The 23,435-nt window shown below is 48.2% G+C and carries 22 protein-coding genes and 1 tRNA gene; 10 read left to right on the top strand and 13 right to left on the bottom strand.

All coding sequences use genetic code 11. The annotated features are described in order from the left end of the window. Positions 1-136 precede the first annotated feature (136 nt). Positions 137-218, bottom strand: a tRNA-Leu gene (locus tag H6F94_RS22520). 154 nt (positions 219-372) lie between these two features. Here H6F94_RS22520 and rpsN point away from each other — a divergent pair. Continuing rightward, entirely contained in the window at positions 373-675 is a 303-nt protein-coding gene (gene rpsN / locus H6F94_RS22515; protein ID WP_190804470.1) for a 30S ribosomal protein S14, read from the top strand. A 125-nt stretch (positions 676-800) separates the two neighbouring features. On the opposite strand, the gene H6F94_RS22510 is transcribed toward rpsN, so the two are convergent. Continuing rightward, positions 801-1,130 (bottom strand): DUF8822 family protein, encoded by a 330-nt coding sequence (locus H6F94_RS22510; RefSeq protein ID WP_190804469.1) that lies wholly within the window; start codon positions 1,128-1,130, stop codon positions 801-803. 185 nt (positions 1,131-1,315) lie between these two features. Between H6F94_RS22510 and H6F94_RS22505 the strand changes: the two genes are divergently transcribed. From H6F94_RS22505 to H6F94_RS22495, 3 genes are read left to right on the top strand one after another with little or no spacing between them, the layout of a single operon-like run. Continuing rightward, positions 1,316-1,765 carry a peroxiredoxin gene (locus H6F94_RS22505; RefSeq protein WP_190804468.1) on the top strand — a complete coding sequence of 150 codons (450 nt, stop codon included), beginning with the start codon at positions 1,316-1,318 and terminating at the stop codon, positions 1,763-1,765. A gap of 20 nt (positions 1,766-1,785) precedes the next feature. Then, entirely contained in the window at positions 1,786-2,637 is an 852-nt protein-coding gene (locus H6F94_RS22500; RefSeq protein WP_242041335.1) for a M15 family metallopeptidase, read from the top strand. A 46-nt stretch (positions 2,638-2,683) separates the two neighbouring features. Beyond that, positions 2,684-3,391 (top strand): M41 family metallopeptidase, encoded by a 708-nt coding sequence (locus H6F94_RS22495; protein ID WP_190804467.1) that lies wholly within the window; start codon positions 2,684-2,686, stop codon positions 3,389-3,391. Between the two features lie 16 nt (positions 3,392-3,407). On the opposite strand, the gene H6F94_RS22490 is transcribed toward H6F94_RS22495, so the two are convergent. Then, entirely contained in the window at positions 3,408-4,394 is a 987-nt protein-coding gene (locus tag H6F94_RS22490; RefSeq protein ID WP_190804466.1) for a GGDEF domain-containing response regulator, read from the bottom strand. A gap of 387 nt (positions 4,395-4,781) precedes the next feature. Here H6F94_RS22490 and alaS point away from each other — a divergent pair, with 387 nt between their 5' ends. Beyond that, a complete protein-coding gene (gene alaS, locus H6F94_RS22485; protein ID WP_190804465.1) occupies positions 4,782-7,463 on the top strand; it encodes an alanine--tRNA ligase in 2,682 nt (893 codons plus the stop codon). A 143-nt stretch (positions 7,464-7,606) separates the two neighbouring features. Here alaS and H6F94_RS22480 read toward each other — a convergent pair whose 3' ends face one another. Continuing rightward, positions 7,607-7,891, bottom strand: coding sequence for a hypothetical protein (locus H6F94_RS22480; protein WP_190804464.1), 285 nt, complete (start codon positions 7,889-7,891; stop codon positions 7,607-7,609). Positions 7,892-8,307: 416 nt separating this feature from the next. Between H6F94_RS22480 and H6F94_RS22475 the strand changes: the two genes are divergently transcribed. Beyond that, positions 8,308-8,490: a hypothetical protein gene (locus H6F94_RS22475; RefSeq protein ID WP_190804463.1), complete on the top strand. Its 183-nt coding sequence runs from the start codon at positions 8,308-8,310 to the stop codon at positions 8,488-8,490. A 227-nt stretch (positions 8,491-8,717) separates the two neighbouring features. Here the strand turns inward: H6F94_RS22475 and H6F94_RS22470 are convergent, their stop codons facing one another. Both H6F94_RS22470 and H6F94_RS22465 read right to left on the bottom strand, forming a co-directional pair. Next, the gene (locus H6F94_RS22470) at positions 8,718-9,746 is read right to left on the bottom strand and encodes an S-layer homology domain-containing protein (RefSeq protein WP_190804462.1); all 1,029 of its coding nucleotides are present in this window, start codon (positions 9,744-9,746) and stop codon (positions 8,718-8,720) included. Positions 9,747-10,021: 275 nt separating this feature from the next. Then, on the bottom strand, positions 10,022-11,773 hold the full coding sequence (locus H6F94_RS22465; protein ID WP_190804461.1) for a mechanosensitive ion channel: 1,752 nt from the start codon (positions 11,771-11,773) through the stop codon (positions 10,022-10,024). Positions 11,774-12,388: 615 nt separating this feature from the next. Here H6F94_RS22465 and H6F94_RS22460 point away from each other — a divergent pair. Next, positions 12,389-13,615: a sensor histidine kinase gene (locus tag H6F94_RS22460; protein ID WP_190804460.1), complete on the top strand. Its 1,227-nt coding sequence runs from the start codon at positions 12,389-12,391 to the stop codon at positions 13,613-13,615. 99 nt (positions 13,616-13,714) lie between these two features. Here the strand turns inward: H6F94_RS22460 and H6F94_RS22455 are convergent, their stop codons facing one another. From H6F94_RS22455 to H6F94_RS22440, 4 genes are all read right to left on the bottom strand, one after another. Further along, the gene (locus tag H6F94_RS22455) at positions 13,715-14,023 is read right to left on the bottom strand and encodes a hypothetical protein (RefSeq protein ID WP_190804459.1); all 309 of its coding nucleotides are present in this window, start codon (positions 14,021-14,023) and stop codon (positions 13,715-13,717) included. A 127-nt stretch (positions 14,024-14,150) separates the two neighbouring features. After that, positions 14,151-15,854 (bottom strand): ankyrin repeat domain-containing protein, encoded by a 1,704-nt coding sequence (locus H6F94_RS22450; RefSeq protein ID WP_190804458.1) that lies wholly within the window; start codon positions 15,852-15,854, stop codon positions 14,151-14,153. 188 nt (positions 15,855-16,042) lie between these two features. Then, positions 16,043-16,597, bottom strand: a complete 555-nt coding sequence (locus H6F94_RS22445) for a hypothetical protein (protein WP_190804457.1) — start codon at positions 16,595-16,597, stop codon at positions 16,043-16,045. 149 nt (positions 16,598-16,746) lie between these two features. Continuing rightward, complete coding sequence (locus tag H6F94_RS22440) at positions 16,747-17,286, bottom strand: VOC family protein (protein WP_190804456.1); 540 nt, start codon at positions 17,284-17,286, stop codon at positions 16,747-16,749. Between the two features lie 151 nt (positions 17,287-17,437). On the opposite strand from H6F94_RS22440, the gene H6F94_RS33630 reads away from it, so the two are divergent. Next, positions 17,438-17,638 carry a DUF5615 family PIN-like protein gene (locus tag H6F94_RS33630; RefSeq protein ID WP_396426453.1) on the top strand — a complete coding sequence of 67 codons (201 nt, stop codon included), beginning with the start codon at positions 17,438-17,440 and terminating at the stop codon, positions 17,636-17,638. Between the two features lie 726 nt (positions 17,639-18,364). Here H6F94_RS33630 and H6F94_RS22435 read toward each other — a convergent pair. The 3 genes from H6F94_RS22435 to H6F94_RS22425 all read right to left on the bottom strand — a co-directional run bounded on the left by H6F94_RS22435 (position 18,365) and on the right by H6F94_RS22425 (position 21,502). Beyond that, positions 18,365-19,723 carry a hypothetical protein gene (locus H6F94_RS22435; RefSeq protein WP_190804455.1) on the bottom strand — a complete coding sequence of 453 codons (1,359 nt, stop codon included), beginning with the start codon at positions 19,721-19,723 and terminating at the stop codon, positions 18,365-18,367. 167 nt (positions 19,724-19,890) lie between these two features. Beyond that, a complete protein-coding gene (locus tag H6F94_RS22430) occupies positions 19,891-20,505 on the bottom strand; it encodes a hypothetical protein (RefSeq protein WP_190804454.1) in 615 nt (204 codons plus the stop codon). 205 nt (positions 20,506-20,710) lie between these two features. After that, on the bottom strand, positions 20,711-21,502 hold the full coding sequence (locus H6F94_RS22425; RefSeq protein WP_190804453.1) for a hypothetical protein: 792 nt from the start codon (positions 21,500-21,502) through the stop codon (positions 20,711-20,713). Between the two features lie 735 nt (positions 21,503-22,237). Between H6F94_RS22425 and H6F94_RS22420 the strand changes: the two genes are divergently transcribed. Beyond that, positions 22,238-22,594 carry a hypothetical protein gene (locus H6F94_RS22420; protein WP_190804452.1) on the top strand — a complete coding sequence of 119 codons (357 nt, stop codon included), beginning with the start codon at positions 22,238-22,240 and terminating at the stop codon, positions 22,592-22,594. A gap of 389 nt (positions 22,595-22,983) precedes the next feature. Beyond that, on the top strand, positions 22,984-23,295 hold the full coding sequence (locus H6F94_RS22415; protein WP_190804451.1) for a hypothetical protein: 312 nt from the start codon (positions 22,984-22,986) through the stop codon (positions 23,293-23,295). The last annotated feature ends 140 nt before the right edge of the window (positions 23,296-23,435 follow it).

The following is a 23,435-nucleotide window of genomic DNA, read 5'->3' as shown; positions in this document are numbered from 1 at the left end:
TCGTTACAGAGGGCATCCTACCACGGCTTTTTCCGCAGCCTGAGCGGCTTCTAGGATTTTCAGGAGAGTTGTAACAGGCTTTAACACTCTAGTTAAGAAGAGATACAAAGACTTGAACAACCTGAGCTTTCTGGTATGCGGATGGCGAGACTCGAACTCGCACAGGCAAGCCTACTACCCCCTCAAGATAGCGTGTCTACCAATTCCACCACATCCGCGTGGTCTTTTCCGGCTCCCTAGTCTAGCATGGCGATTGTGCAACTTTTGCAACCCTCACCAAATTTAGCGGCGATTCAAACCTGGTATCGGGTCAGGCTTCGCTATTATGGGAGGTGCTGTCAAATTTTTTTAAGGACTCACGCAAGGGGACTCATGGCCAAGAAGAGCATGATCGAGCGCGAAAAGCGTCGTCAGAAGCTAGTTGATAAGTATGCCGACAAGCGCGCTAGCCTCCTAGAGCAGTTCTCTGACGCCACCTCTCAGCAGGAAAAGCTCAACGTTCAACGGCAAATTCAACAACTGCCCCGCAACAGCTTCCCCAACCGTCTGCGCAACCGCTGTGCTTTGACTGGGCGGCCACGGGGTGTCTATCGGGATTTTGGTCTGTCTCGCCACGTTTTTCGGGAAATGGCTCACGCAGGTATGCTGCCAGGTGTAACCAAGTCGAGCTGGTAAGACCCCCGGCAGGGCTTTAAAACCTTGCTGTTCCTACCGAACGTTACCAAAGTAGGCCTGGCATTCAAGTTAGCGCCTGGGAATTTCCACCTTTGTGGCTTGCTGAGCCTCAGTGTATTTCTGAGCTAGTAGCCGCAGCAGGTGTTAATCCCCAGGCTGCTTAGTAATAGGTCGCTGACGGCGTTAGCGACGGCGAATTCACTATAAAAGCTCTTTGAGAAGTCGAACGCCTGCATCTCTGTGACAATGGCCACGACGAGCTCGCCAACGTCTGTTTCGCCTTCCATTCGCTGTCGGGCAAAGACTTGGGCTGCGCGTCGAGCGATCTGCTCGTTGACTGGTTCTGGAATAAACTCTTCGTCTAACCAGTGATGCAAGGCTTCTGCCAACCAATCTGCTTCCTGTTGGGCGTCCTGAACCGGAGGAAGGGTAATGGGAGAGATGGGATCAGCCATAACCAATGCCTCGCCTTCAGGGTTGCAGACTTGTGACGGAACTTGTGCCGGAAATTGTAGCTGGAACTGGTAACTGGAACAGAGGCAGTCAGTGCTTCTGACCTCTCACCTCTGACCTGCTGATGTGAGCATCCTCAGTATACTAATCCTGGCTACTGTCGAGACCTTATGCAGAGGAACCTGTCATGGCATTGGTTGTTGGCGAGCAAGCGCCAGATTTCAGCTTGAAAGACACCCGAGGTAACTCGGTTTCCCTATCCGGGTTAGCGGGCCAGAAGGTTGTCCTATATTTTTACCCAAAGGACGACACGCCTGGGTGCACCAAGCAGGCGTGCAGTTTTCGGGAGGCCTACCAGGACTATCTGGACAAGGGCATTGTGGTCTATGGGGTCAGCAAAGATGACCTCGACTCCCATCAAGAGTTCACGGGTAAGTACAATCTGCCTTTCCCGTTGCTAGCGGATCCCGCAGGCGAGATGATCAAGGCCTACGATGTTGAAGGCAACAGTGGCTACGCTCAAAGAGTCACCTATGTGATCGACGAGGCAGGCACGATCGAAAAGGTTTACGGTGCGGGCACTGTCAACACCGAGACCCATGCTACAGATATCCTGGCTGACCTAGGCGCTCGTTAGCCGATAGAGGAGTAACCCCGATGATGCCTCCCAGAAACCCTACACGCCAGCCCCGCTCCGGGTTTCTGGGGTGGCGGAGCACAGGGGCGAACCCCAACGTGACTGAATCGGCTGTGGTCGATGATATTCCTGTTGCCCAACGGCAGCCGCCTAAAACTCCCCCGGCACCAGTTCGACAAGGGATGCCCATCCGCTGGTTGGGTTGGACGATTAGCGCTGGTGTGTTGACCGGCTTAGCCGCGTTTGGGGTGTGGGTAGTCGTCGGCCCTCGCCGCGTTGCACCGGGTGCGTCAGTGTCTATTCCTGCTTCCACGCCGAGCTCAGCTGCCGCTAGCGCTGTGGCCTCCACCGATTTCTCCGCGGAAGCGCCCAAGACCCTGCTGGGGCATCGACCGTTTGAGGAAGCACCCCTCACTAGCCTGGAATCGATTGGTTCTGGTCGGGATGGTCGTGAGCTAATGATGCGGGCGACGGCTGCAGCTCGCTTCAAAACTATGCAAGCTGCAGCCAGAGCGGATGGCGTTGAATTAGTCCCTATTTCTGCGTTTCGTAGTATTGAAGACCAGAAGCGCCTGTTTTTTGAGATGGCTCGCGACCGTGACCAACGCCCTGCCGAACGTGCCAAAGTGAGTGCCCCTCCGGGTTACAGCGAGCACCATACTGGTTACGCTGTGGACATTGGTGACGGCGCTGCAGGCAGTGACCTGAGCGAGAGCTTTGAGCAGACGCCTGCTTACCACTGGTTGCAAGTGAATGCGGCGCGCTACAGCTTTGAGTTGTCATTTCCGAAAGATAACCCTCAAGGTGTGGCCTACGAGCCCTGGCACTGGCGTTTCGTGGGCGACAGCGATAGCCTGCAAACGTTTTACTAGCCTCGTATTACTCGCCTCTGCCCCATCCCCAAATCATGACCAGCCTATGAGCAGCCCTAGCCTGAACCTGATTGCGATCACGGTGTTTACCTTGACTCTCTCAACCTTGCTGGGGCCATTGCTGAACCTCAGTCCAGTGGTACCTGCGGCGGCAGTAGCGGTGGGCATGGCCTTGTTTGCGACCGATCGGCTAGTATTAGCAGGCCGCGGCGGCAATCTATTGCAGAACTGGTTAACACCCCAGCAGCGGGAGCGGGTCTTAATCCATGAAGCGGGTCACTTTCTAGTGGCTTATCTGTCGGGAGTGCCGATCCTTGATTACACCTTGAGCCCCTGGGAGACTTTTCGCCGTGGCCTGGGTGGGTCAGGAGGTGTGGTTTTCGACCGTACGGCCTTAGAAGCGCAGCTATCTGCTGGCACACTCTCGGCCCAATTGCTGGAGCGCTATTGTGCAATTTGGATGGCGGGTGTAGTTGCAGAACAGCAGGTTTTTGGCAATGCGCAGGGGGGCGCAGACGACCGCTTACAACTGCGTTTAGCTCTGTCACAGTTGCGCAAAGGCAGTAGTGAGCGCCTGAACCCCGAGATGCACGAACGTTGGGCAACACTAAGAGCCCGGACGCTAATGACTGAGCATAGCAGTGCCTATAAAGCTCTCTTGGCGCAGATGCGCCAGCGTGCCAGCGTCGAAGATTGCTGTGCTGCTATTGATCAACACCGGGATCAAACGGTGGATAAAGTGGTGAATGTGTAAATCTTAAAAGTCAAGTTTAAGAGTTGAGGCTGACATTAGAGGTTGGCGCAGGTGGAGTTGCTGCTTGCAGACAACTGACAACGCGATTGCGCCCCTGTGCCTTGGCCCGCAGTAGATTTTGATCGGCTCGGTTTAGCAAATCTAGACCTTGGGCATTATCGTTTTCTTGCAAATAAGCCGTGCCAATACTAATCGTGATTCGCAGATTGATCTGTGAATCGATAGCGAACGGTTGCGCACTGACCAGATGGCACAGACGCTTGCCAACTAACACTGCTTCCTCTATCTCGGTGTTACTCAGAATAATCACAAACTCCTCGCCGCCATAGCGAAACAGCGTGTCATGAAAACGCAGATTATTTTGTAGACGATTAGCTAATAATTGGAGGGCACGATCACCTGCCAAATGCCCGTAACGATCGTTGATTGACTTAAACAAATCAACATCAAGCATGATTAGGCTTAAAGGCAAGCCTCGGCTACGCGCATTTTGGATCTGGCGGGGTAAATCGCCATCTAGAGCTCGGCGGTTGTTCAGTTCCGTGAGCGGATCGGATAAAGCAATCGAGGTCAGTAGATCGTTGGTACGCATCAAACTGCGATGGTTGTAGACGATGCGCAAGCCGACGCGGACCTGGGCTAGCAGGAGGCGAGCTGTAAGACCCTGGTTTTGGACCACGTCTGCTCCCTGCTCTAAAAAACTGGCGACTCTAGCCTCATCAAGGGCATTGTCCTTAATTACGGGTGTCTCAGTTTGTAACAACAGGCAATAGATCCAGGCAAGCTTAGGCTGAGCCTTAATGCGATGGCACAGTTCTACTCCTGGTCCATCTGCAAGTTGCCCCTGCACAATAACAACATCTGGCTGTTGAGCTTGGATCAGTTGCAGGGCTTCACATGAATTGTCAGCAGTCTGGAGCGCACAGTTCGTCAACTCACACAACTGGGCGAGCACCGTTGAAGTGAAATCATGGTTCCCCACCGCAAGAATCAGGGCGTGCATTCAGACTTAACCGGCAATCCTAGAGGATGGTAGATACAAGGCAGGGGGAGCAAGCACCGCGAACACTAACATAATGGCCCCACAGAATAGATAAGGCCATCGGTACATTAGAACCCGAGCGTCAAGCTTCTGGATGCAGATGAGGGTATCTGGACCCTTGTGGAGAAGTCAACCCAAAAGTAAGCCGAGGGTATTACCCTCAACTTCAACTCGTTTGACTAACACGGCTTGAACTCTGAGACCCCTTGAGCTGTGTTGCAAGCTGCAAGCTGTGAGTCGGCAGCTTTTGGTGAACCTGGCTGGTCGGCGGCAACTGTCGCTGTACACCATAATTGAAAGAAGGCGTTCCTAGAAAACACTGACGTTATCGCACTCACTGCTTGCCCCATGACCAACTCTGCTTCTGGCCCTCTATCCCTTAGCGGTTCTCAAATCCGTCAGAAATTTTTGGATTTCTATGCCAGACGAGGACATGCGGTGTTGCCGAGTGCCTCGTTGGTGCCCGAGGATCCAACCGTTTTGCTGACCATCGCTGGCATGCTGCCCTTCAAGCCGATTTTCCTGGGACAGCAGGAACCGGCTGTGCCTCGAGCAACCACATCTCAGAAGTGTGTGCGCACGAACGACATTGAAAATGTGGGGCGAACGGCGCGGCACCACACTTTCTTTGAGATGCTCGGCAACTTCTCGTTTGGTGACTACTTTAAGCGGCAGGCCATTCCTTGGGCTTGGCAACTGCTAACAGATCCCGAGGAAGGCTTTGGCTTGCCCCCTGAGCGCTTAGTGGTCAGCGTGTTTAAGAGCGACTTGCCCGGAGTTGACAGCGACACCGAGGCCGCCGAGATCTGGCGCGATGTTGTCGGCATTCCCGAACACCGCATCCAGCACATTGGTGCTTCGGACAACTTCTGGAAATCAGGGGACACGGGGCCTTGTGGTCCTTGCTCAGAAATCTATTACGACTTCAAACCAGAAGCGGGCGACGACTCGATCAACCTTGAAGACGATAGCCGCTTCCTGGAGATCTACAACCTGGTGTTCATGGAGCTGAACCGCGATAGCGAAGGTAGCCTGACACCGCTTAAGAAGCAAAACATTGATACGGGCCTGGGCTTGGAACGGCTAGCTCAGGTGCTTCAAGGGGTTGCCAACAACTACGAAACTGATCTGATCTTCCCGATCATCCAGACGGCTGCTCAGATTGCTGGCGTAGACTACCACCAGGGCGATGAACGCACTAAGACTTCACTTAAAGTGATTGGCGACCATGTGCGGTCCGTGGTCCATATGATTGCCGATGAAATCCGAGCTGAGAATGTTGGACGAGGCTATGTGCTACGTCGTCTGATTCGTCGGGTGGTGCGCCACGGCAGGCTCCTGGGAATCGAACGGGTGTTTACGCCAGAGGTGGCGGAGACCGCGATTGCGCTTTCTGAAACTGCTTATCCGCAGGTGCGTGCTAAAGAAACAGCGATTAAGGCCGAACTTCAGCGCGAAGAAGAACGCTTCCTCAAGACTCTGGAGCGCGGCGAGAAGTTGCTGGCGGAGATTTTGGAGCGGCCCGAAACCCAAACTTCTAAGCAGATCACAGGACTGGATGCCTTTACGCTCTTTGACACCTATGGTTTTCCTGTGGAGCTAACGCAGGAGATTGCTGAAGAGGAAGGGCTCAGCATTGATGTGGCTGGCTACGAGCGAGAGTTAGAGCAGGCCCGTGAGCGCTCCCGTGATGCCCACGAAACAGTTGACCTGACTGTTCAAGGCAGCCTCGATAGTTTAGCTGCAAGCTTACAGGCGACTGAGTTTACGGGTTACAAGGACAACTCGACCCCGGCAGCCGTGCAAGTGCTCTTGGTTGGAGGTGAACCTGTGCAGTCTGCCTGTGTGGGCACTGAGGTGCAGGTGGTCCTGGACCAAACACCTTTTTATGCCGAGTCGGGGGGGCAGATCGGTGACCGTGGTTATCTTCTGGGTGACGCGGTGGTTGTGCGCGTTGAGGATGTGAAGAAAGACGGTAGTCTATTTGTGCATTTCGGGCGCGTGGAGCGGGGTGAATTGAAGGTCGGTGATCCGGTCACTGCCCAGATTGACTTGGCCTGTCGGCGGCGCGCTCAAGCCCATCACACTGCCACTCATCTATTGCAGGCAGCGCTCAAGCAACTGATTGACGCCAATATTGGGCAGGCCGGTTCGCTGGTGGCCTTTGACCGACTGCGCTTCGACTACACCTTTAATCGTCCTCTCACCCCTGCTGAAATTCAGCAAATCGAGGAGCAGGTCAACCTGTGGATCTCTGAGACCCACAGCCTGCAAAGCAGCACCATGGCTCTTACCGAGGCCAAAGCCAAAGGCGCGGTAGCGATGTTTGGTGAGAAGTACGGCGAACAGGTCCGGGTAATCGACGTGCCAGGGGTTTCGATGGAGCTGTGTGGCGGCACCCATGTCAACAACACTGCCGAGATTGGCCTATTCAAAATCGTGGCAGAAACGGGGGTCGCCTCCGGTATTCGCCGGATTGAGGCAATTGCAGGCTCAGCTGTCTTGGAATACCTGACCCTGCGCGATAGTGTGGTGCGCGATCTCAGTGACCGATTCAAAGTCAAACCTGAAGAAATCCCTGCCCGGATCACGAGTCTTCAAGAAGAACTCAAGGGTGCGCAAAAGCAACTGGAAGCGCTCAAGAGTGAGCTAGCCATCGCCCGTTCTGAGACTCTGCTGGAGCAGGCCCAAGCCGTAGGAGACTTCAAGGTGCTGGTCGCAAATTTGGGCGATAGTGACCCGGAAGCTCTAAAAACTGCTGCCGAACGTCTGCTGCAAAAGCTGGGCGAAGGCGCTGTGATCCTCGGCTCAGTCCCTGAAGCTGATAAGGTCAGCTTAGTTGCTGCCTTCAGTCCTTCTGTAATCAAAAAGGGTCTCCAAGCCGGCAAGTTTATTGGCGGTATTGCCAGGCTGTGCGGTGGTGGGGGTGGTGGGCGACCCAACTTAGCTCAAGCCGGTGGTCGCGAGCCTAGCAAGCTAAAAGAAGCGCTGGAAGCAGCCTGGACGCAGTTGTCTCAAGACCTCAGCTAATTAGCTGGCCTAGGTCCTGACCAAAGGGGAACCTGAGACCCCTGAATAGTTTGAACCTGATATACCTTGAGCCCGATGCTGAACTTGCTCAGCATCGGGCTCAAGGTATTTAGCTCTCAGCTTTTAGGTCTAAGCTCTAAGACCTAGGCTGCTCTAGACGTTGCCTGCCACCAAACATAAACCTCGGTGCTGTTGAAGCGGTGTAGTCCTTCTTCATCCGCAACAGCGACGTTAGTTGTGCCTGCAAGCGCTTCTAGAAAAATTGACAGGTACACCGCGTATTCCATGAGTTGGGTAGTTACCCAGGGGGAGGGGCTAGTAATGACCAAGCCTGGCAGATCGTCGAGTGCAGGCACGCGGGTCATTAAACATTGCTCAAGCAGCGCTCTTAGGGTTTCGTCACAGGTTTCGTATAGTTGTTTAACCATTTTTTTGATCTGGTATTTTTATCCAGCCTCTACTGAGAACTGTCCAAGCGCACCTAACTATCGAGTGAATTTGCCTTCGTCCGATAGATAAACTTTTCCATGCTGAGAATAAATTCACGATCTGGAGCTAGCTCGGCTGGTGCAATGCCAGGGAACGGGCACTCAGGGCAAGGACAGAATTAAAATTGCAGGCGGTCCAAGCACTCAGACCTTTAGGTCTGAGTGCTTGGGGGCAGCTAATCTGGTACAAGTTCTGTCCACAGTTGTGAGAGCTTTCGTGGAGCAGTTATAGGAGATGAAAGTTGCTCTAATTGGTGTATATTCGAGCACCTGATGCTCTAGTTGACCAACTCGGGGCTTGGTAAGGTTTCTGGGTCAGTGATTCCCTGCTGCTTTACCCTGACAGGAGCTACGAAGTGCCTACGCCCGAAGCCAAAAAATTGCTCCAAGACCTAGTGGACCAGCATGGTATCCACCAAGTTCTGAGCACTCTAGCTGAAATTCTTGATACCCAACTTGAAAGAGAACCACATCGTTATCACTGGTACGACATCGCTGCGGGTCTCCGCTTTCTGGTGGAGCACTTTCCAGAACGGTAGTTATGGCTAGTCGTCCTCTACTGCCCTAACGCTTCGTCGAGTAGTAGAGGACAACCTCTAGAAAACTATCCTTTAAAAAACTTTGACTATCGAAGGTGAGCCTGTAGCTAGCTGCAAGGTTTTTAGGAATGGAATTTCTCAGCCAGAACCAAACTTTTTTGATGCCTAAAATAGGGCAATGTTACTGTTCATTGGCCTGTTAATGAACTAGAGACCTATGGCCGAACCTATGGTCGGACTACATAGTTTGAGTTTAGTCTTTCTGCCTTACCCTGTTGAACTAGTGCTTGGTAAATGAAAGCAGCCACATCAGCCCGAGTAGTCACCTGGTTAGGCTTGAGGAGATTCGTCTCTGGATAGTTAACAACTAGCTCTGCCTGAGTTGCTGCAGCAACCTTGTCAGTGGCGTAATTTGGAATTTGGGACGCATCTTGATAAACCTGTACCGTAGTTGCCGCAGGGGTGCCCGCCGATAGACCCAGGCCATTGGCTAAAGCAATCAGAGATTGCACTCTGGAAATCTCTTGCTCAGGCTGGAAAACACCATTGGGATAGCCTTTTAGGAACTGCGTTTGATCAGCCTCACGGATGGCATTGGCTGCCCAATGATTGCTGGGAACATCTTTGAAACTTCTGGCTGTGCCTTGACCCGTTGGGCTACTGGCTGAAGTACCAAAAGCCCTTTCAAGAATGGAGGCATATTCAGCGCGGGTAACTGCTTGATTGGGCCGAAATGTGCCATCTGGAAAACCGGTAATGATATTGCGCACTGCCAAAGCGTCAATGAACGAACGTGCCCAATAATCTGTAGGCACATCTGAAAAGCTTGACACGGCAGGCGTGGCTGGGGCGGGTGAAACGGGGACGGGTACCACTGCAGTCGATTGCTCTTGCTCTGAAGTGGTGTACCGACTCGACCGCGGCTCAACTGGCAATCGCCCTGCGGGTATAGGCAGCACGGTCGGCAATTGAGATGTGGTATCGAGATTCTCTGGCGGCAGCTCATCAGTTGGATCGACAGGCACAACATCAGATATTGCTGGGTCTGTGGGAGCCAGAATGGCTGATGAAGCAGCTGGGGCAGGTGCTGAGATCAATGGAGTTCCTAGTAAATCAGAACCCCGTTCGCCCTGGTTGATCGACCAGAAAAAGATGCCACCCAAGACAGTCAGAGCAATAAAAACGGCGAGAGCTTCATCGAATCCTATGGGCTGATTTTGAGGCGAACGGGGATCAGGAGGAGGGGAATTCGTCATGGTCGTTAGCTCTGAAATCTCTGAAATATGCGAGGCCAGGACACGAAAGAGCAAGACGAGACAGGTCCGTTACCCAATCTTTGGCAATCTTTTGAGCTAGGTTCACTCGTCCAAGACTCACGCCTAATGCTCACAGGTGAAACCTGGGAAAATAGCCTCTAATTTGTGTGTAACGGAACCTGGCTGAACTGCAAGCTGAAGTCACATCTGCGCTTAAGAGGAGCACTGAATAGGGACGTGATGTGCTCTGTCTCCGAAGCCGGTTCAATGTGCAGCTATTGTTTGGCGCGGAACTCTTGCAGCCAATTGTTCAGCTCTCGACCGGCAATCTCGCGGCTGCCTAGACCAAAGGCAATAGCCACCGCGACTGCGACTGCTCCAAATAGCAAGCCGAAGGCTAAATTAACGATGCTGCTGGCGATGCCGAGCTGTTGCAGTGCCATGGCACCAATCAGAATCAGAATTGCCACCCGAGCAGCTTGAGCTAGGAATTTCGCCTGTTGGCTGCGCGCGCTCCAGATCACGGTGTAGGCCAGATTAGCTAGATACAGACCCAGTGCGAAGATCACGAGAGCCAGCACCACCCGTCCAGCAAACTCAATAAACTGCGCGACTACACTGGTTAGCACCACGAAACCTAGCAAATTAGCGGCTTCCACCGCAGCAAAGAGCATAATGCCAACTAACACCAGCGTGCCCGCAATTTCTGAAGGCGTTTTGGGTGCTTGGGTCTGTACCCTTACCGGTGTGGTTGCTGGATAGGCACTCGGCTGAGGGGGCTGGACTTGAGTCGTAGTTTGAATTCGAGTGGTTGTATCTGGTGGTGCTGTACTGGGCACCGAAGGCGGCGGTGGCAAATCATCAGCAGTGCCACTAGCTGCCTGATTGACAGTGGCGGCACCCGCTGGACGGTCGGTCACACCCAGCCAGGCCAGAACATTATTGAAGCCAAAGCCGGTGAGAATACTCGTCACCAGACCCGCAACTAAGCGCCCCACCACATAAGCAATTCCCAAAACCAACGCCGCCGCGAAAATCTGAGGAATCGCCAACAGGATGGCGTTCAACATGTTGGTTGCGGGCTGAGAAATGGCTGCAATTTGCAGAGCATTGAGCGCTGCAATCACAGTTGGGATCAGAATCAGCGCGTAGACCACGATGCCCAACAGACCAGAGAGCGATTGCCCGCCAATCCCAGCATCCATGCCAACTGAACGGCCTACCTGATCCAGACCAACGGCTGCTGCCAAATTCGTGACAATGCCTCGCACAATACGAGCTAACAGCCAGCCCACCACCAGGATGATGCCAGCTGCCAGAATGTTAGGCAGCATTGCCAGAATTTCATTGAGCAGATTCTGCACAGGCTGTAGTAAGCCATTCAGTTGTAAGGTGCTTAGAATCGCGGGCAGAAAGAGAAGAAAGACAAACCAGTAGACAGCATTAGCCAGTGTTTCGCTGACTGAAACCTGAGTCGTTGTATCAGGCGCAGTTGTTGCAGGCGTAGTTTCGGCGGGGTCAATTAGCCGAGAATAGCGACGAGGTTGATTAATGCCAGCTTGGGCACTTAAGCGTTCGTCTAGATTGGTTGCTCGTAGTGCTCGCTCAACAATTAGGCGTAGCACCGTTGCTAATACCCAAGCAACCAGGAGCAAAATGCCTGCCCCCAAAAGCTTGGGCAGAAAGACAAAGACCTGGTTGAGTAGATTAGTTAGAGGAGTCGTGACTGCTGGTAGATTAAGAACATTGAGACAAGCGACCAGAACCAGCAGTAACACTAAGTAGAAGACGGCAGTAGCGGCCCACTTCTCGATCTCAATAGGTGAGCGGCGGCCTGACTCGCCGGTGAGCATAGCTGCCAACCGATTATCGATTGATGTGCGATTTAGAATCCCACGAGTCAGTGCGGAGAGGGCCAGCGCCAGTAGCCACCCCACCACTAACATGAGCACGGCCCCTAAGATACTAGGGACATACGTGCCAATATCCTGCGCAATTTGTTGCAGTGTTACCTGGAACTCCTGCATTTCTTAACTCCTGACTTAAACCACAATTAGCAACACCGCGCTCATTCTTTTAGCTTTTTAGGATTAAGAAGCTAAAATGGTAGAGCATTGACCCTGCACAATGGGACCATATCACCATAGTTATTATGTGTCTACTCATCCAGAGATAGATAAGGTATAGAGAACCTTAGGGATTGTTTAACGATAGTAGTCAAAAAAGTGCTCTCTACTACATTTGCATTTATGTCAAGATGCTGCGCTTACTGGTTGGGTCATAGGATAGTCATGAATTGACGACAACTCAGCTTAGTGACAGCAATAGCTAGCTGTTAGATTCCTAGAAGAGACCTCCAGAATTTTTCTCCCCTACATTTCCTTGCGGCCTAGAAGATTATTTGTAGCAACACATGCTTCTGGATTAGATTCTAAAAACAGCTTGAATTTAATAATTTGTCGCAGTCGAGTTTTCGTCTGAGCTTGGCAATAATTTCAACTGGGTGTTGATGTTTTTCGTCAGGAGGTGGAGCTTATATCTCTTTGTTTTTAATCAGTCCGCAGGCATATTTTTTCGAGGCCAGTTATTAAGCTAATCTGAAGCAGGAAATGTCTTGCCTGCTTTTAGACTGCGGATGGGTCATGATTGATTTTAGTAAATTGCTACGAGAAAAGAGTGACCTCATCATTGAGCATTGGGTCGAAGCTGTCCAGCAAGATAGTCAAATCGAGAGTGTTAACTCTCTGCCTTACAAAGCTGTGAGAGATAGCCTGCCGCGCGTTTTGCAGGCTCTAGCGACGGTGCTATCTCAGTCTGAGAGCAACGACACTCAGTTGTTGGTGGAAACGAGTTTAGAACACGGGATCCTGCGAGCTGAACAGGGGTTTGAGCCTTTAGAAATTGCACGAGAATACCGGCTGTTGCGCTCGGTGATCTCTTCGATGTTGGAAGCAGATTTGATGGAAGCATCCGCTCTAGAAGTTTTTCGGGTGATCCGTTTAACGGATGCTGTAATTGATGAGGCCATTGCCCGTTGCTTCAAAAGCTATACGGAGACTCGCTTAAAAGAGCTGGAGCAACTACAGAGCCAACTAACTCTGACTAATCAGGAGCTAACCCGGTTGCTTCGGGCCAATCAAGATAATCTTTCGCACCTCGCCCACGAGCTCAAGACACCTCTGACTTCGATCATCGGCTATTCGGATCTGTTTCTTCGCTCACATCGTAGTGCATCTGAGGTCAGAGATTCCTTTCCCAATCTAGAGCATGTACAACGGGTGCTGAATAGTGGGCGTCAACTACTACATTTGATCAATGATGCGCTGGAGATCTCGCGCTGCGAAGCGGGGGAAATGCGTTTGCATCCTAACCAAACTGATGTGCGTGGATTGGTCAATAATGTCGTTGAGATGGTTGAGCCTCTGGCTTGTTCCAAAGATTTAGAACTGGTTGTCAACTGTGAGGATGCGCCTGAGGAGGTTGTGACTGACCCCTTACGCTTGCAGCAGATTCTCACCAATCTTTTGAGCAATGCAATCCGCTACACTCAATCCGGTTCTATTTCCCTAACTTGTCAAAGTCAGCCGGGGCAATGTTGGTCGATTACTGTAAAAGATACTGGGGTTGGCATTGAGTTAGAGGATCAGGCTCGCATTTTTGATCCCTATTTCCGAGTTCCTGCAATCGACAAGTCCTATATTGCCAATAGCACTGGTTTAGGTTTAGCGATTGTCTCGCGCTTGGTTAAGCTTTTGCGAGGGGAGATTCAGCTTGTCTCTGAGGTGGGGGTTGGTTCAACCTTCACGGTGACGCTGCCCCTAGCTATTGAGGTACCGGAGAAAAAAGCAACTCAGTTGCAGTTGGATTAGTGTTAGCTCACACAGAAGGGGTTGGCTAGGCTTTCCTGAAGCTTTCTGTTCGGGACTATGTTGTGCTGTGACTGCAACTTTTTAAAACTTGCAGGAGCCTCAGTTTTCGATTCTAAATTTTGAGGTCAATCGTCTCTCAATCTCATCTTTACCTATGCCTTCGATCAGAGCGTCCATGCGCCTGTGCAATTTTTGCACCTGATGCATGACCCAACCTATTATTAATAACTGGGCTATAAACCACCCAAAACTTTTATCGCCCTCAAAACCTATGTAGAAGCACATGAAAATGACCAGCCCTATAGGTTCTATCCAATCATGCCAGTGCATCCCGCTCCACATGGTGTCGCGGATCTTGTTATAGCGCTTTAATCTCAGTTTCAGCGCATTCTTCTCAAAGTTCTCCATATTGACGCTACACCTGACAGCTCGCCACTGATGGATACTTCGAATTGTAGTCGAGCAAACGCTTGTTGATCGAGTGTAGAGCCGTCAAGATATCTAAATCTTTGTTGCCGTGTGGTGCAAATGTTGGTTAAGCATCTATGTGACTCCAGCTTAAGTTCGTCAAGTCCAAAGTGTAATTCACAGAGTTTTCAATATATTTCTCCTTGCCGCTCATCATGGTGGCAATCTTACCGCCGGTGACATATATTTTAGCTGACTCTTTGTAGTAAGCCTTATGCCGACTAATCCATCCGGGTTTATCTCCAGTAGTTTCAATCTTTTCTATTCTGAATGTGTCACAGTAAAGCCGATAAACTGGTGTTTCATTATGGATTCTCTCGTTTTGGTAGCCTAAATTTCCAATGATATATATATGATTTCCAACTAATGTCGCAGTATGGAAGTCAGTTGGAGGAAAGATATTCTTAGGATAACCAAAAATCTTAAAAGTATCGTCACTCTGATAAACTACAACATCGTTATATATACAGAAGTTAGAGTCATAGTAGTCTTCATGCTCACCAGCTATTTCAACGATTCTTCCGTCCGGCAACTCTGTAATTGTTCTGCCAAATCGTTGGTAGCCCCATACTGGCTCATTACAGTTATTTGTTTGAGCGAAGCTGTCTCGTGCTACATATGCAGGCCTATTGCAACGAATCATTGCCTTCCAGAAATCGACTTCCATTAGTTCTGGATTCTTGTTACCAAATCTCCGATATCTTCCCGCTAAGTACTGCTCCTGTGACACTTGCAGGTCTTGACCACCAACTCCTAAAAGAAGCTGACGAGCCTCATCACTAATATCACTCAAATCTTCGCCTGCTTGAACGAGCATCCTTACAATTGGAATATCACTAGCGATTTTAATCGCTGTTTCACCTGAAATATTGACACGCGATGGATTGGCACCATTTCTAAGAAGGACATCTACGCAGTCAGTAGCACCGTATTCTGCTGCCATCATGAGAGGGGTAATATCGCAGCCAGCGGTAGCTTCGATATCAAATCCTTCTTCAATCAACCACTCTAGGATGTCAGCCCTGTTATGCTCGATAGGGTACATCAGTGTTAACTTTCCACAAGGTGCCCAATCACTTGGATCTGCTCCTGATAGAAGGAGTAACTTTGCCTTATCCAAGTCGCCTACTTGAAGGCTTAAGAGCCAGGGCGTTCTGTCGCAACGGTCACGCGCAGAAAGATCAGCATCTTGATCCAGTAAAGCCTTTACCCCATCTAGACTTCCTAGGGCAATTTCATGCATTAACCCAGTCCATTCTAGTTGAGTGGGATCGGCGCCTGCGGCTAGTAAAACCTTGACAGCATCAAATCTTCCTACTCTTGAGGCAACTTCAAGCGCAGACTCTCCATTACCGTTGACACGATTGACTTTGGCACCCCTCTCAATTAATAAATTCAAAATGGGTATTAAGTTTGCAGCTTTTGAAATGTTTCGATCATACATAGCATCAATCAATGCACTATAGCCATTCGGTCTTCGGCAGTGGATGTTCGAGCCAACATCTAGAAGGAACCGAACTTTATCAAGGTTTCCTGATTGCACTGCTAAGCTAAGCACGGTTTGTTGAAATTCTCCGCCAGCCGCGTTGACATTAGCACCGTTTCTTGCAAGGAACCGAAGCATGTCGGTATCTGCATCTGCACTGATTACTGCACACATTAATGGGGTCTGCAAGGAATATTGCTCTACAGCATTAACATCAATACCATTAGCGAGCTGGCGTGCTACTCCTGCAATGTCTCCCCGTTTCACGCAATCATGAATCTGCATAGTTTCAATTAAGATGCAATTAGCAAATACGCCTAACGCTTAAGCTAACTGGACGCAGATAACCTCTGAAACTCAGTCAACGATTTTTGGATGTTTCTGTGCAGCGCGGTGTTAGGCTACGATTGTTTTGTCTGATTTTATTACTCAAGTTTATTCTCCTCAATGTATAGTGTTTGCTAACGAACTCTTCAATAACCAAATCGACTGCGAATTTTCTTCGAGCTTTGATGCAACTTGTCGATTATCATTTTAACATAAGGCTTTTCAAGGTCAGGGATACCGGCTGCTGTTGTGTCAAATACACCTATCTCTGACCGTAAAAACTTAGTAATAACAATCTGTATATTTCTGATCTCGACCCAGCGCTCTTGGGGTAGGGGAATGTCATGATGCTGCTCTAGCAAGTCAATCAAGTAGTTATGATAGCCCCAGACTACTTGGGCTGTCGTTGGAGTCAGCAGAATAGCGTGAGAAGAAATCCAAGTGTCGTATTGCTTCTGAAGTTCAACGAGGTGTTGCTTACTCGGAGAATCATACTCAATTACATTGTTGAAGTCATTGAGTGCCTTGAAGAGAACTGGATATACTTCAAGTCGTTTGTCAAATAACGATGTTGTGTATTTCTGCTCTAATTGTCTAGTTAGTTTTCGAAATTCAGTGCGTGCTTGATATATAGCTACCAAAGATGAAGCCAATAGTGTAATGAGTCCTGACACAATGGCTATCAATAGTTCCGGCTTCATCTTTGGTAGCTTACATGTCTCGTTTACTTTATCAGGCGATTGTGCTATTCCAGTGCAGTGTCGTCTTAGACCTGTAAAGTCTGTGGCTCTTGGGTTTTGTTTCTCCACTCAACTATGAGCGAAGTTGTCTGCACTGTTCCAGGCCCCAGCTAGGCTTGGGGCATTGCGGCCATATGGTTAAGGTCTCGTTCGGGATGGCCCAATTCACGAACTGTTGCTGCAAACTCTAGGAGAATGCCATCTGGGTCGAAAAAGTAGAAGGAAGATAGGAAGGTGCTCTCATCCGCTTCTGGAACGTAACCGGAGGGCACATCGGCATGGTGCAAAATTGGTGTTGTTTGGACGCCTTTAGCGACTAGCTGATTTCGATACTCTTCTAGTTCTTCAGGTGCAACGTTGAAAGAGACATGATTCATTGAACCATGCGCAGTTCTGATGTCACCCGTTTGCATTGCCGCTGGATTTACAGATGCGATACCTGGTGCGGCCTCAGGAGCTTGGGGAAACCAGAAGAAAGCCAGTGCATCACCATTTCCAATGTCAAAGAAGAAGTGTTGTCCTCCTTCAGGCATTTGGATTGTCTTTATTAGACGTAAACCTAAGGTATTGCAGTAGAAATCAACAGTGCGGGTCATGTCCTTGCATACGAGAGCAAGATGATTAATGCCTTGGAGTTGAAATTCTTTCATTGGAGATACCTACTGATGTCTACTGATTGTTCACGAGCTGACATTAAGGTTATCTGGCGATCTTATCATGCCATTTCCTACGATACCTGACGATTGATAGGCAGAACGTTTCTATCTAAGATCCCGCAGCAAGTGAATACACAGGGTTGTTATGTTTAATACCGCTTGCAGCTTTTTCCCTGGCTGTGGTCATGTTCAGTTTCATCTTGTGACCCAAGATGCTGATTTCATCGAACGAACCCGTCTTTACGATTCTCCTCTGAAAGTGATTTGGTTACGGTTGGTAATGCACGAACGATTAATGAGGAAGCAATCTTTCGCTCTGAGGCTGAGACAATTCAAGATTTTATGAGCAATGCTTCATTGGATTGTTTTGAGCCTTACTGATCCCTGTGATTGCCTTGCTGACAGTTTCAAAGCAACGCCTCACAGATAAACTTCAACCTAATGTTACGCCCTAATAGAGTGTTTCACTCTAAAATTTTCCTCGAAATGTAATTCCTGATAGCGAGGAGATTGAACAAAACTTGAACGAATAAACTAGGCAACCATTTTCCCAACCACGTCTCGATCAAAGACATCCAGTTACTGAGCATTGCATCCCACGATATCTTGTGCCACCACAGGGAGTGAAGCGGCCTAATAGCAAAGTTGAGGGAATGCAAAGGTTACCGACAGTCCCACTAAGCTCTCCCATTAGTCCGCTCTGAAGGGGTCTTATGCTACAAGCTGCTACACCCTCCAACTTTGATCCCTAGATAAGATCAGAAGAATTCTAAGTACGCTCTTGCTCTTGCTCCTGATCCTGATCCTGATCTCTTGATCGCTTACTATCACCTCTACTAGCTTGTCTAAGCTCCAGATAGAGCTTGAGACAAGTTTCAGTTAGTTCAACGATAGCTGTAGCAAAACTCAGAATCACAACGTATTCAATCATTTACTTCTCCAGACAACTTTCATGAGCTATCTGAAGCGTATTCTTTATCAAACTGCATGGGTATGGAAAAAACCGGACGATTTTTTCCATACCCCCTATGGATTTCCCATGTCTCTAAATGATGTACTGATATGACCTGTTTCAATCATTTGAATGGATGTACCCGATATAACCTGTTTTAATTATTGTTTGGGCTAAAGCTTCTTGGTATTCTTCATAGGCACGAGGAGACTTTTGGTTGAGCAACTCTTTAGCCATCTGCTGGTATCGATTTGTGGACGGACTTGTTAATGTGCGAAGTGGGGCCATTTTTGTTTCTGGAGGTTTGCGAACAATTACCTTTTGGGATACCTCTTCGCGTTCCCACTGTCGAATAGCGGCTCGAACTCTCTGTCCGTCCACTGGTCCGCTTTTAGGAAGCCACGGAGGATTACCACTTCGGATATCCTCTAAACCATTAAGTAAGCAATCTAAAATATCTTTTTCTTTCATCCGAACTGACGTAAGCAGCTGATGAGCATTGGTAAAGCCTGATGAACTTATAGTTTCTACGTCGATACTAATAATCTCATCAGAAGCCTTACACAAATTAACCAGGCAGTCATAGTTGATATCCATTGCAATTAAGTTATAGCTCCAGCCATTTTTATGCATTTGGTGATAGTTATATAGCAAAGAGTATTGGATTTGATTTAAGTTAGTTCCTTGGTTCTCTCTCAGTCTAGTTCTGAGAAGATCTATTTTTGCCCATGCTGATCGTAGTTCTTCTGCTGATGCTTCTTCTTTAATGATTATTGCAAGCTCCATTCTTCCTGATGTCTGTTTTAGAAAGCGAGCAGATAAATTCCTCGATATGGGCATAAGCTCGGTGGCTTTTACTATTTCGCTCTGTCTACGTTGCTCTTCTTTCTTCAAATGTTTGTCCAATAAAAGATAAAGAACTTTTATTGCTACCTGTATAGTTAAAGAATCGGTAATTCTTCTCAAATCTGAAGTGCTCGTACCATCTATTGTATAAGAGCAAATAATGGGGTCTGGCGCAGTTTGACAAGCGCGTACTTCTATATAATCAATGATTGCTTCCGGAAATCTTTCTTCTCCTAGAATATAAACTGAATAAACAAATCCATGTTCTGCTTTTGCAAGCTCGGAACATTTGATCAAAATTCCAATAGACTCAGGTAATGGATTTGGACAATGTTCAAGCTCAATGAAGAAATCGTTTTTCAGGGGAAACCTTTCCAAGGCAATCAATAGTTTCTTGACCTCTTCCACACTTTTCAAGTTGCTATACGGTTCCCAGGTAAAATCTGATAAGAACAATATCGATGCATATAACTTGCCTATTGGCGTACTCAGTTTGATTTTCTCCAGAACAAATGATTCCACCTTCTCTTTACTTGGAATAGGCGTATTTTTAGATATTTCTGAAAACAATTTAAGGCGTAGTCTTCCTAATAAGCTCTTTTCGAGATGCTGAATTAAGGGTTTCTGGTTCATAAATATACAGCCAAAAAATGCAATCAAAAATATCCTGCCAATTCGCTAACTGATTTACTTTGAAGAAGTACGCAGCATAACGTTCGCGTTCAGCGGCAGCTAGTAACTTAAAAAACTAAAATTCAGCTTCTGTCCGCCTGCAACGTGATTGTTAGACTGCTTTAGGCTCACTTTTGCTCTACACTCTTCAACCGAAGTTCTTTAGCTAGATTATTCAAGGTGTCATCTATTATATCTCCTAAATCATGAACAGTGTTGTCATTAAAATGTTTCCAATCAGGAATTTTTTGCTTTGTGTCACGCTGTTTCTTCATCAATCTGTACAATTCCATATCGAGTGGTATTAGCTTTTTGTAATATAACTCTCTGAGTTCTTGATAGGTATCAGTGCTTGTTAGATATAACGCCTTGCTAATCTCCGCACGTATTTTGGCGAAAGTTGCTCCTGTTCTTTTATCGTATTCTTTTACAGCAGCAGAGTAGAGATCACTTTGCTCAATAGGATTGAAATATGATACTTCAATAGCTAATAACTGATACTCCCAGATCAAGTTTGCAAGATTATCGAGAAGCTGAACCTGAGCATCTATAATTTTATTTTGTCTTAGGAGAGCCGCTTCATATAATTTTTGTTCTCTAAGTCGCCTATCATCAATCTCCTTCTGCTTCTGAGCTTTTCTCTCATCAACTATTTTGAGAACACAGGGTATGAGAAGACCGGTTACACCAGCAGTGAGTATCAAAAGAAGAACTTTTTCAAAAAAATCTTGGCTAAAACTCATGTAAATTACTCGGAACTTAATGAACTGATGAACACTCGAATACGAAACCTATATCGATACACTTGTAGGTTAGCAGTCTGTCTAACGTTCCTAGTCAGCGGTTGCCAGAGACTTTGCAGCAACACAAGGCGGCTTCATTCAATCCGCTGCACTAGGCTTGTTATGCCGCGTCTGCTATGGTAATTAGCAGCTCTTTAAATAAAGATTAGGTTCCCTCATCTTCTACAGTGGTTCTATCTGATCTTGTTGCTCCTTTTTCGTTTGTAGACTGACCGAAAAAGTAACCTAATATTATCAGAAAGGCATTGTTTAAAATCTCCGGGATTGAGAATTTAGTAAAGATAGCAGTCACATGGGCTATTAGGATAATAAATAATAGAATTCCTCCTAAAATAGTCGCTGCTGATTCCCGTTCTAGAAGAGTAAACCAAACTTTTGATCTCCTCTCAAAAAGCTCTATATTTAGTTTGGCAAGATCTGCTTGTGATTTTACTCGCTCCTGATTCTGCTCTTGCTCAACCTCTTTAGACTGTTCTCTTAAGCGTTGAGCTTCATCTCTAAGCTCATTAACTTCTTTTTCAAGTTTTTTCTTGATTTCCTCATTATTAACTCGATTGATTAGGTCTTGTATCGTTTCAATTTTCTCATTTGAAGAGAGTATTCTAATCTTCTCTAAAATGAGTTTTTTCCTATCGAGAAGTAAAGGTAATATACCTATTTCAAACTGAGCATTTGATTTGGAGCTTGTGACAAAAATCTTTCCTTCGGCTCCCACACTGAAGCTTAAAGAACCAAAGGAACCAGGGTGTTTTATAGCTTCATTAATTGACTCTAAACTTTGCCTAAGCTCATCCAATGATTGTGTCTCTATTTGGCTTTTAGAAAACCCCAATTCTGCTAATTGAGGTTCAAAATATTCCTGAGCTTGTGCAGCAAGTCGCTTTCTTATAGCTTCGTAATTATATGCTGCTTTCTGTTCTGGCAATAAAAGCCCCATTCTAGTTTTTACCTCGACAACGTTGATTTATCAGGGATTGAAAGCATATTACTATTCTCTATTTGGATGCTGGTATCCGGAGAGATTGCGTTTCCTCCAACCCTCATAAAGCCAGTAGCGCAACAAACAGACAAGCTTCAGGTAACGTCTCCACCAAGGACTAAGCGGCATAACTATTATTAGACTGAAAGTTTCCGTATAACACCCTCATAGTCGTGATTAGGTGGATAATTTCCGTATAACACCCCAAACCAGGTAGATAAGTAGAATCTTTACCGCATAGTACGCCGATTCAGCCAAATAGGCAGAATCTTTCCGCATATTTTCAAGTTCAACACACTGATGAACAAGTCTCCTTCCAGATCTCAAGCCGAGCTGAGGTATTCATCCCAGCATAGCTGCCATTTTTCCTACTGGGTAGGAAGAAATTCAATGGAACGAAGTGCGGTTGAAACTAAGTTTTGCTCCTCACAGTCCTGTGTTTGCAACGATACAAGCTGGCCCAGCAGAGAATTTTCCGCTGACCCCTTGACTCTGCACTTCAGCCCTGATAGGGTTCCTAATTAAGCGACTGGACCCCTAGGCGTCCCCCAGAGTCTTAGATAAACTCTGGGGAACTAACCGCCAGGTTGTTATGCGCAACCTGGCGGCTAGGGGGCAGTTTAGCACTTGCCTTCCTTGGCCCTAAATAGGGTCACAGGATCCCATTGCCCTCAAACTTTTGGAGTCCTTTCCATGCACCTTACCCAGGTGTTGCAGCCGCAGCTTTGCATTTCCCTACTTCAAGTCGCCCGTTTCTTGGGCATTCCCAAATCGCGCATCTGCCGCATCGAACACTGGATGCACGTCTTGTTCGTCCATCGCACCGATCAGGGTGGTCAGTTCATCAGCTATCGAAAATTCGCTGCTTGGAGCGAAGCTTGCGCCCGCACCATCCTCAGTTGCACCGATTTACGCTTGCTTGAATGGCTGGGACACGTGATTAAAAGCGAGGTTCAGCGCTTTGCTTATCCCGAAGACGTCCTAGTCTACTGGCGGCATCTCTGGCAACGGCGCTACCGAGAGCTTCAACCGCAGCAATCAACCGCCTGAACGCAGAACCAAAATTCCGGTCCTGGCTGGGAAAGACTCATCCGCTAATGCAAAATTTCGTTGTTCGCTCTGGAAAAGTCAATCGTCTTGATTGAAATTTGCCTGCTGGTAGCGAAATTTTGCTACTCAAGACCGAAACTTCGCTACTCAAGACCAAAAGTTCGCTAATTCTAAGCAAACTTCGCTAATTCCAAGCAAAATTTGCTACTCAGATTAGAAAAATCAATCGTTCGGAGCAAAGTTTGTCTACTGGCAGCCAACGTTTGTTAATCGTGACCGAAAGTTCGCTAATTCTAAGCAAGTTTTGCTAATTCTAAGCAAAGTTTCGTTTGTCTGATTTGGAAAACTTATAGCCCTTGTCTCAGCTCAGTTCTCACGATGCAAACGCCATGTCCTCCCAAGCTCGTCTCGCTCTGTGGGACCACATCGTCCGTCGCCTCAAACTCCCGGCCCAACTCAAACTGATTCTGCTGGTAATTGCTAACTACATCGAACCCAACGGTGGCTGCTCCCGCGTTCCCCTCACCTTGCTCAGCCGCGACAGCAACCTCGAAACCTCAGAACTCAGCTTGTTATTGCTCAGCCTCGAAGGTCGCAACTTAGTGAGTAGAGTCATTGTTCATCCAGAAGGCGGTGGCCCCACCATAGTGCTCTACAGTCTTTCCGCTACCCTGCTGCAAGCCGTGCAAAACTTCCATTAGCTCTGCATCTTGCTCCCCCCGAACTTGCCAAACCAAAAAGGCCACACAACAACGAAGACCGCCTAAGCGGTCTTCGAGGTCTCTAATCTATAGCCTTAGATTCGAGCGGCGGAGCCTCAAAACGAGACTCTCAAGCAGAC

The organism is Leptolyngbya sp. FACHB-261, assembly GCF_014696065.1.
Classification (GTDB): domain Bacteria; phylum Cyanobacteriota; class Cyanobacteriia; order FACHB-261; family FACHB-261; genus FACHB-261.
Note: the sequence above shows the minus strand (reverse complement) of the source record. Positions and strands in the feature narration are given on the sequence as shown.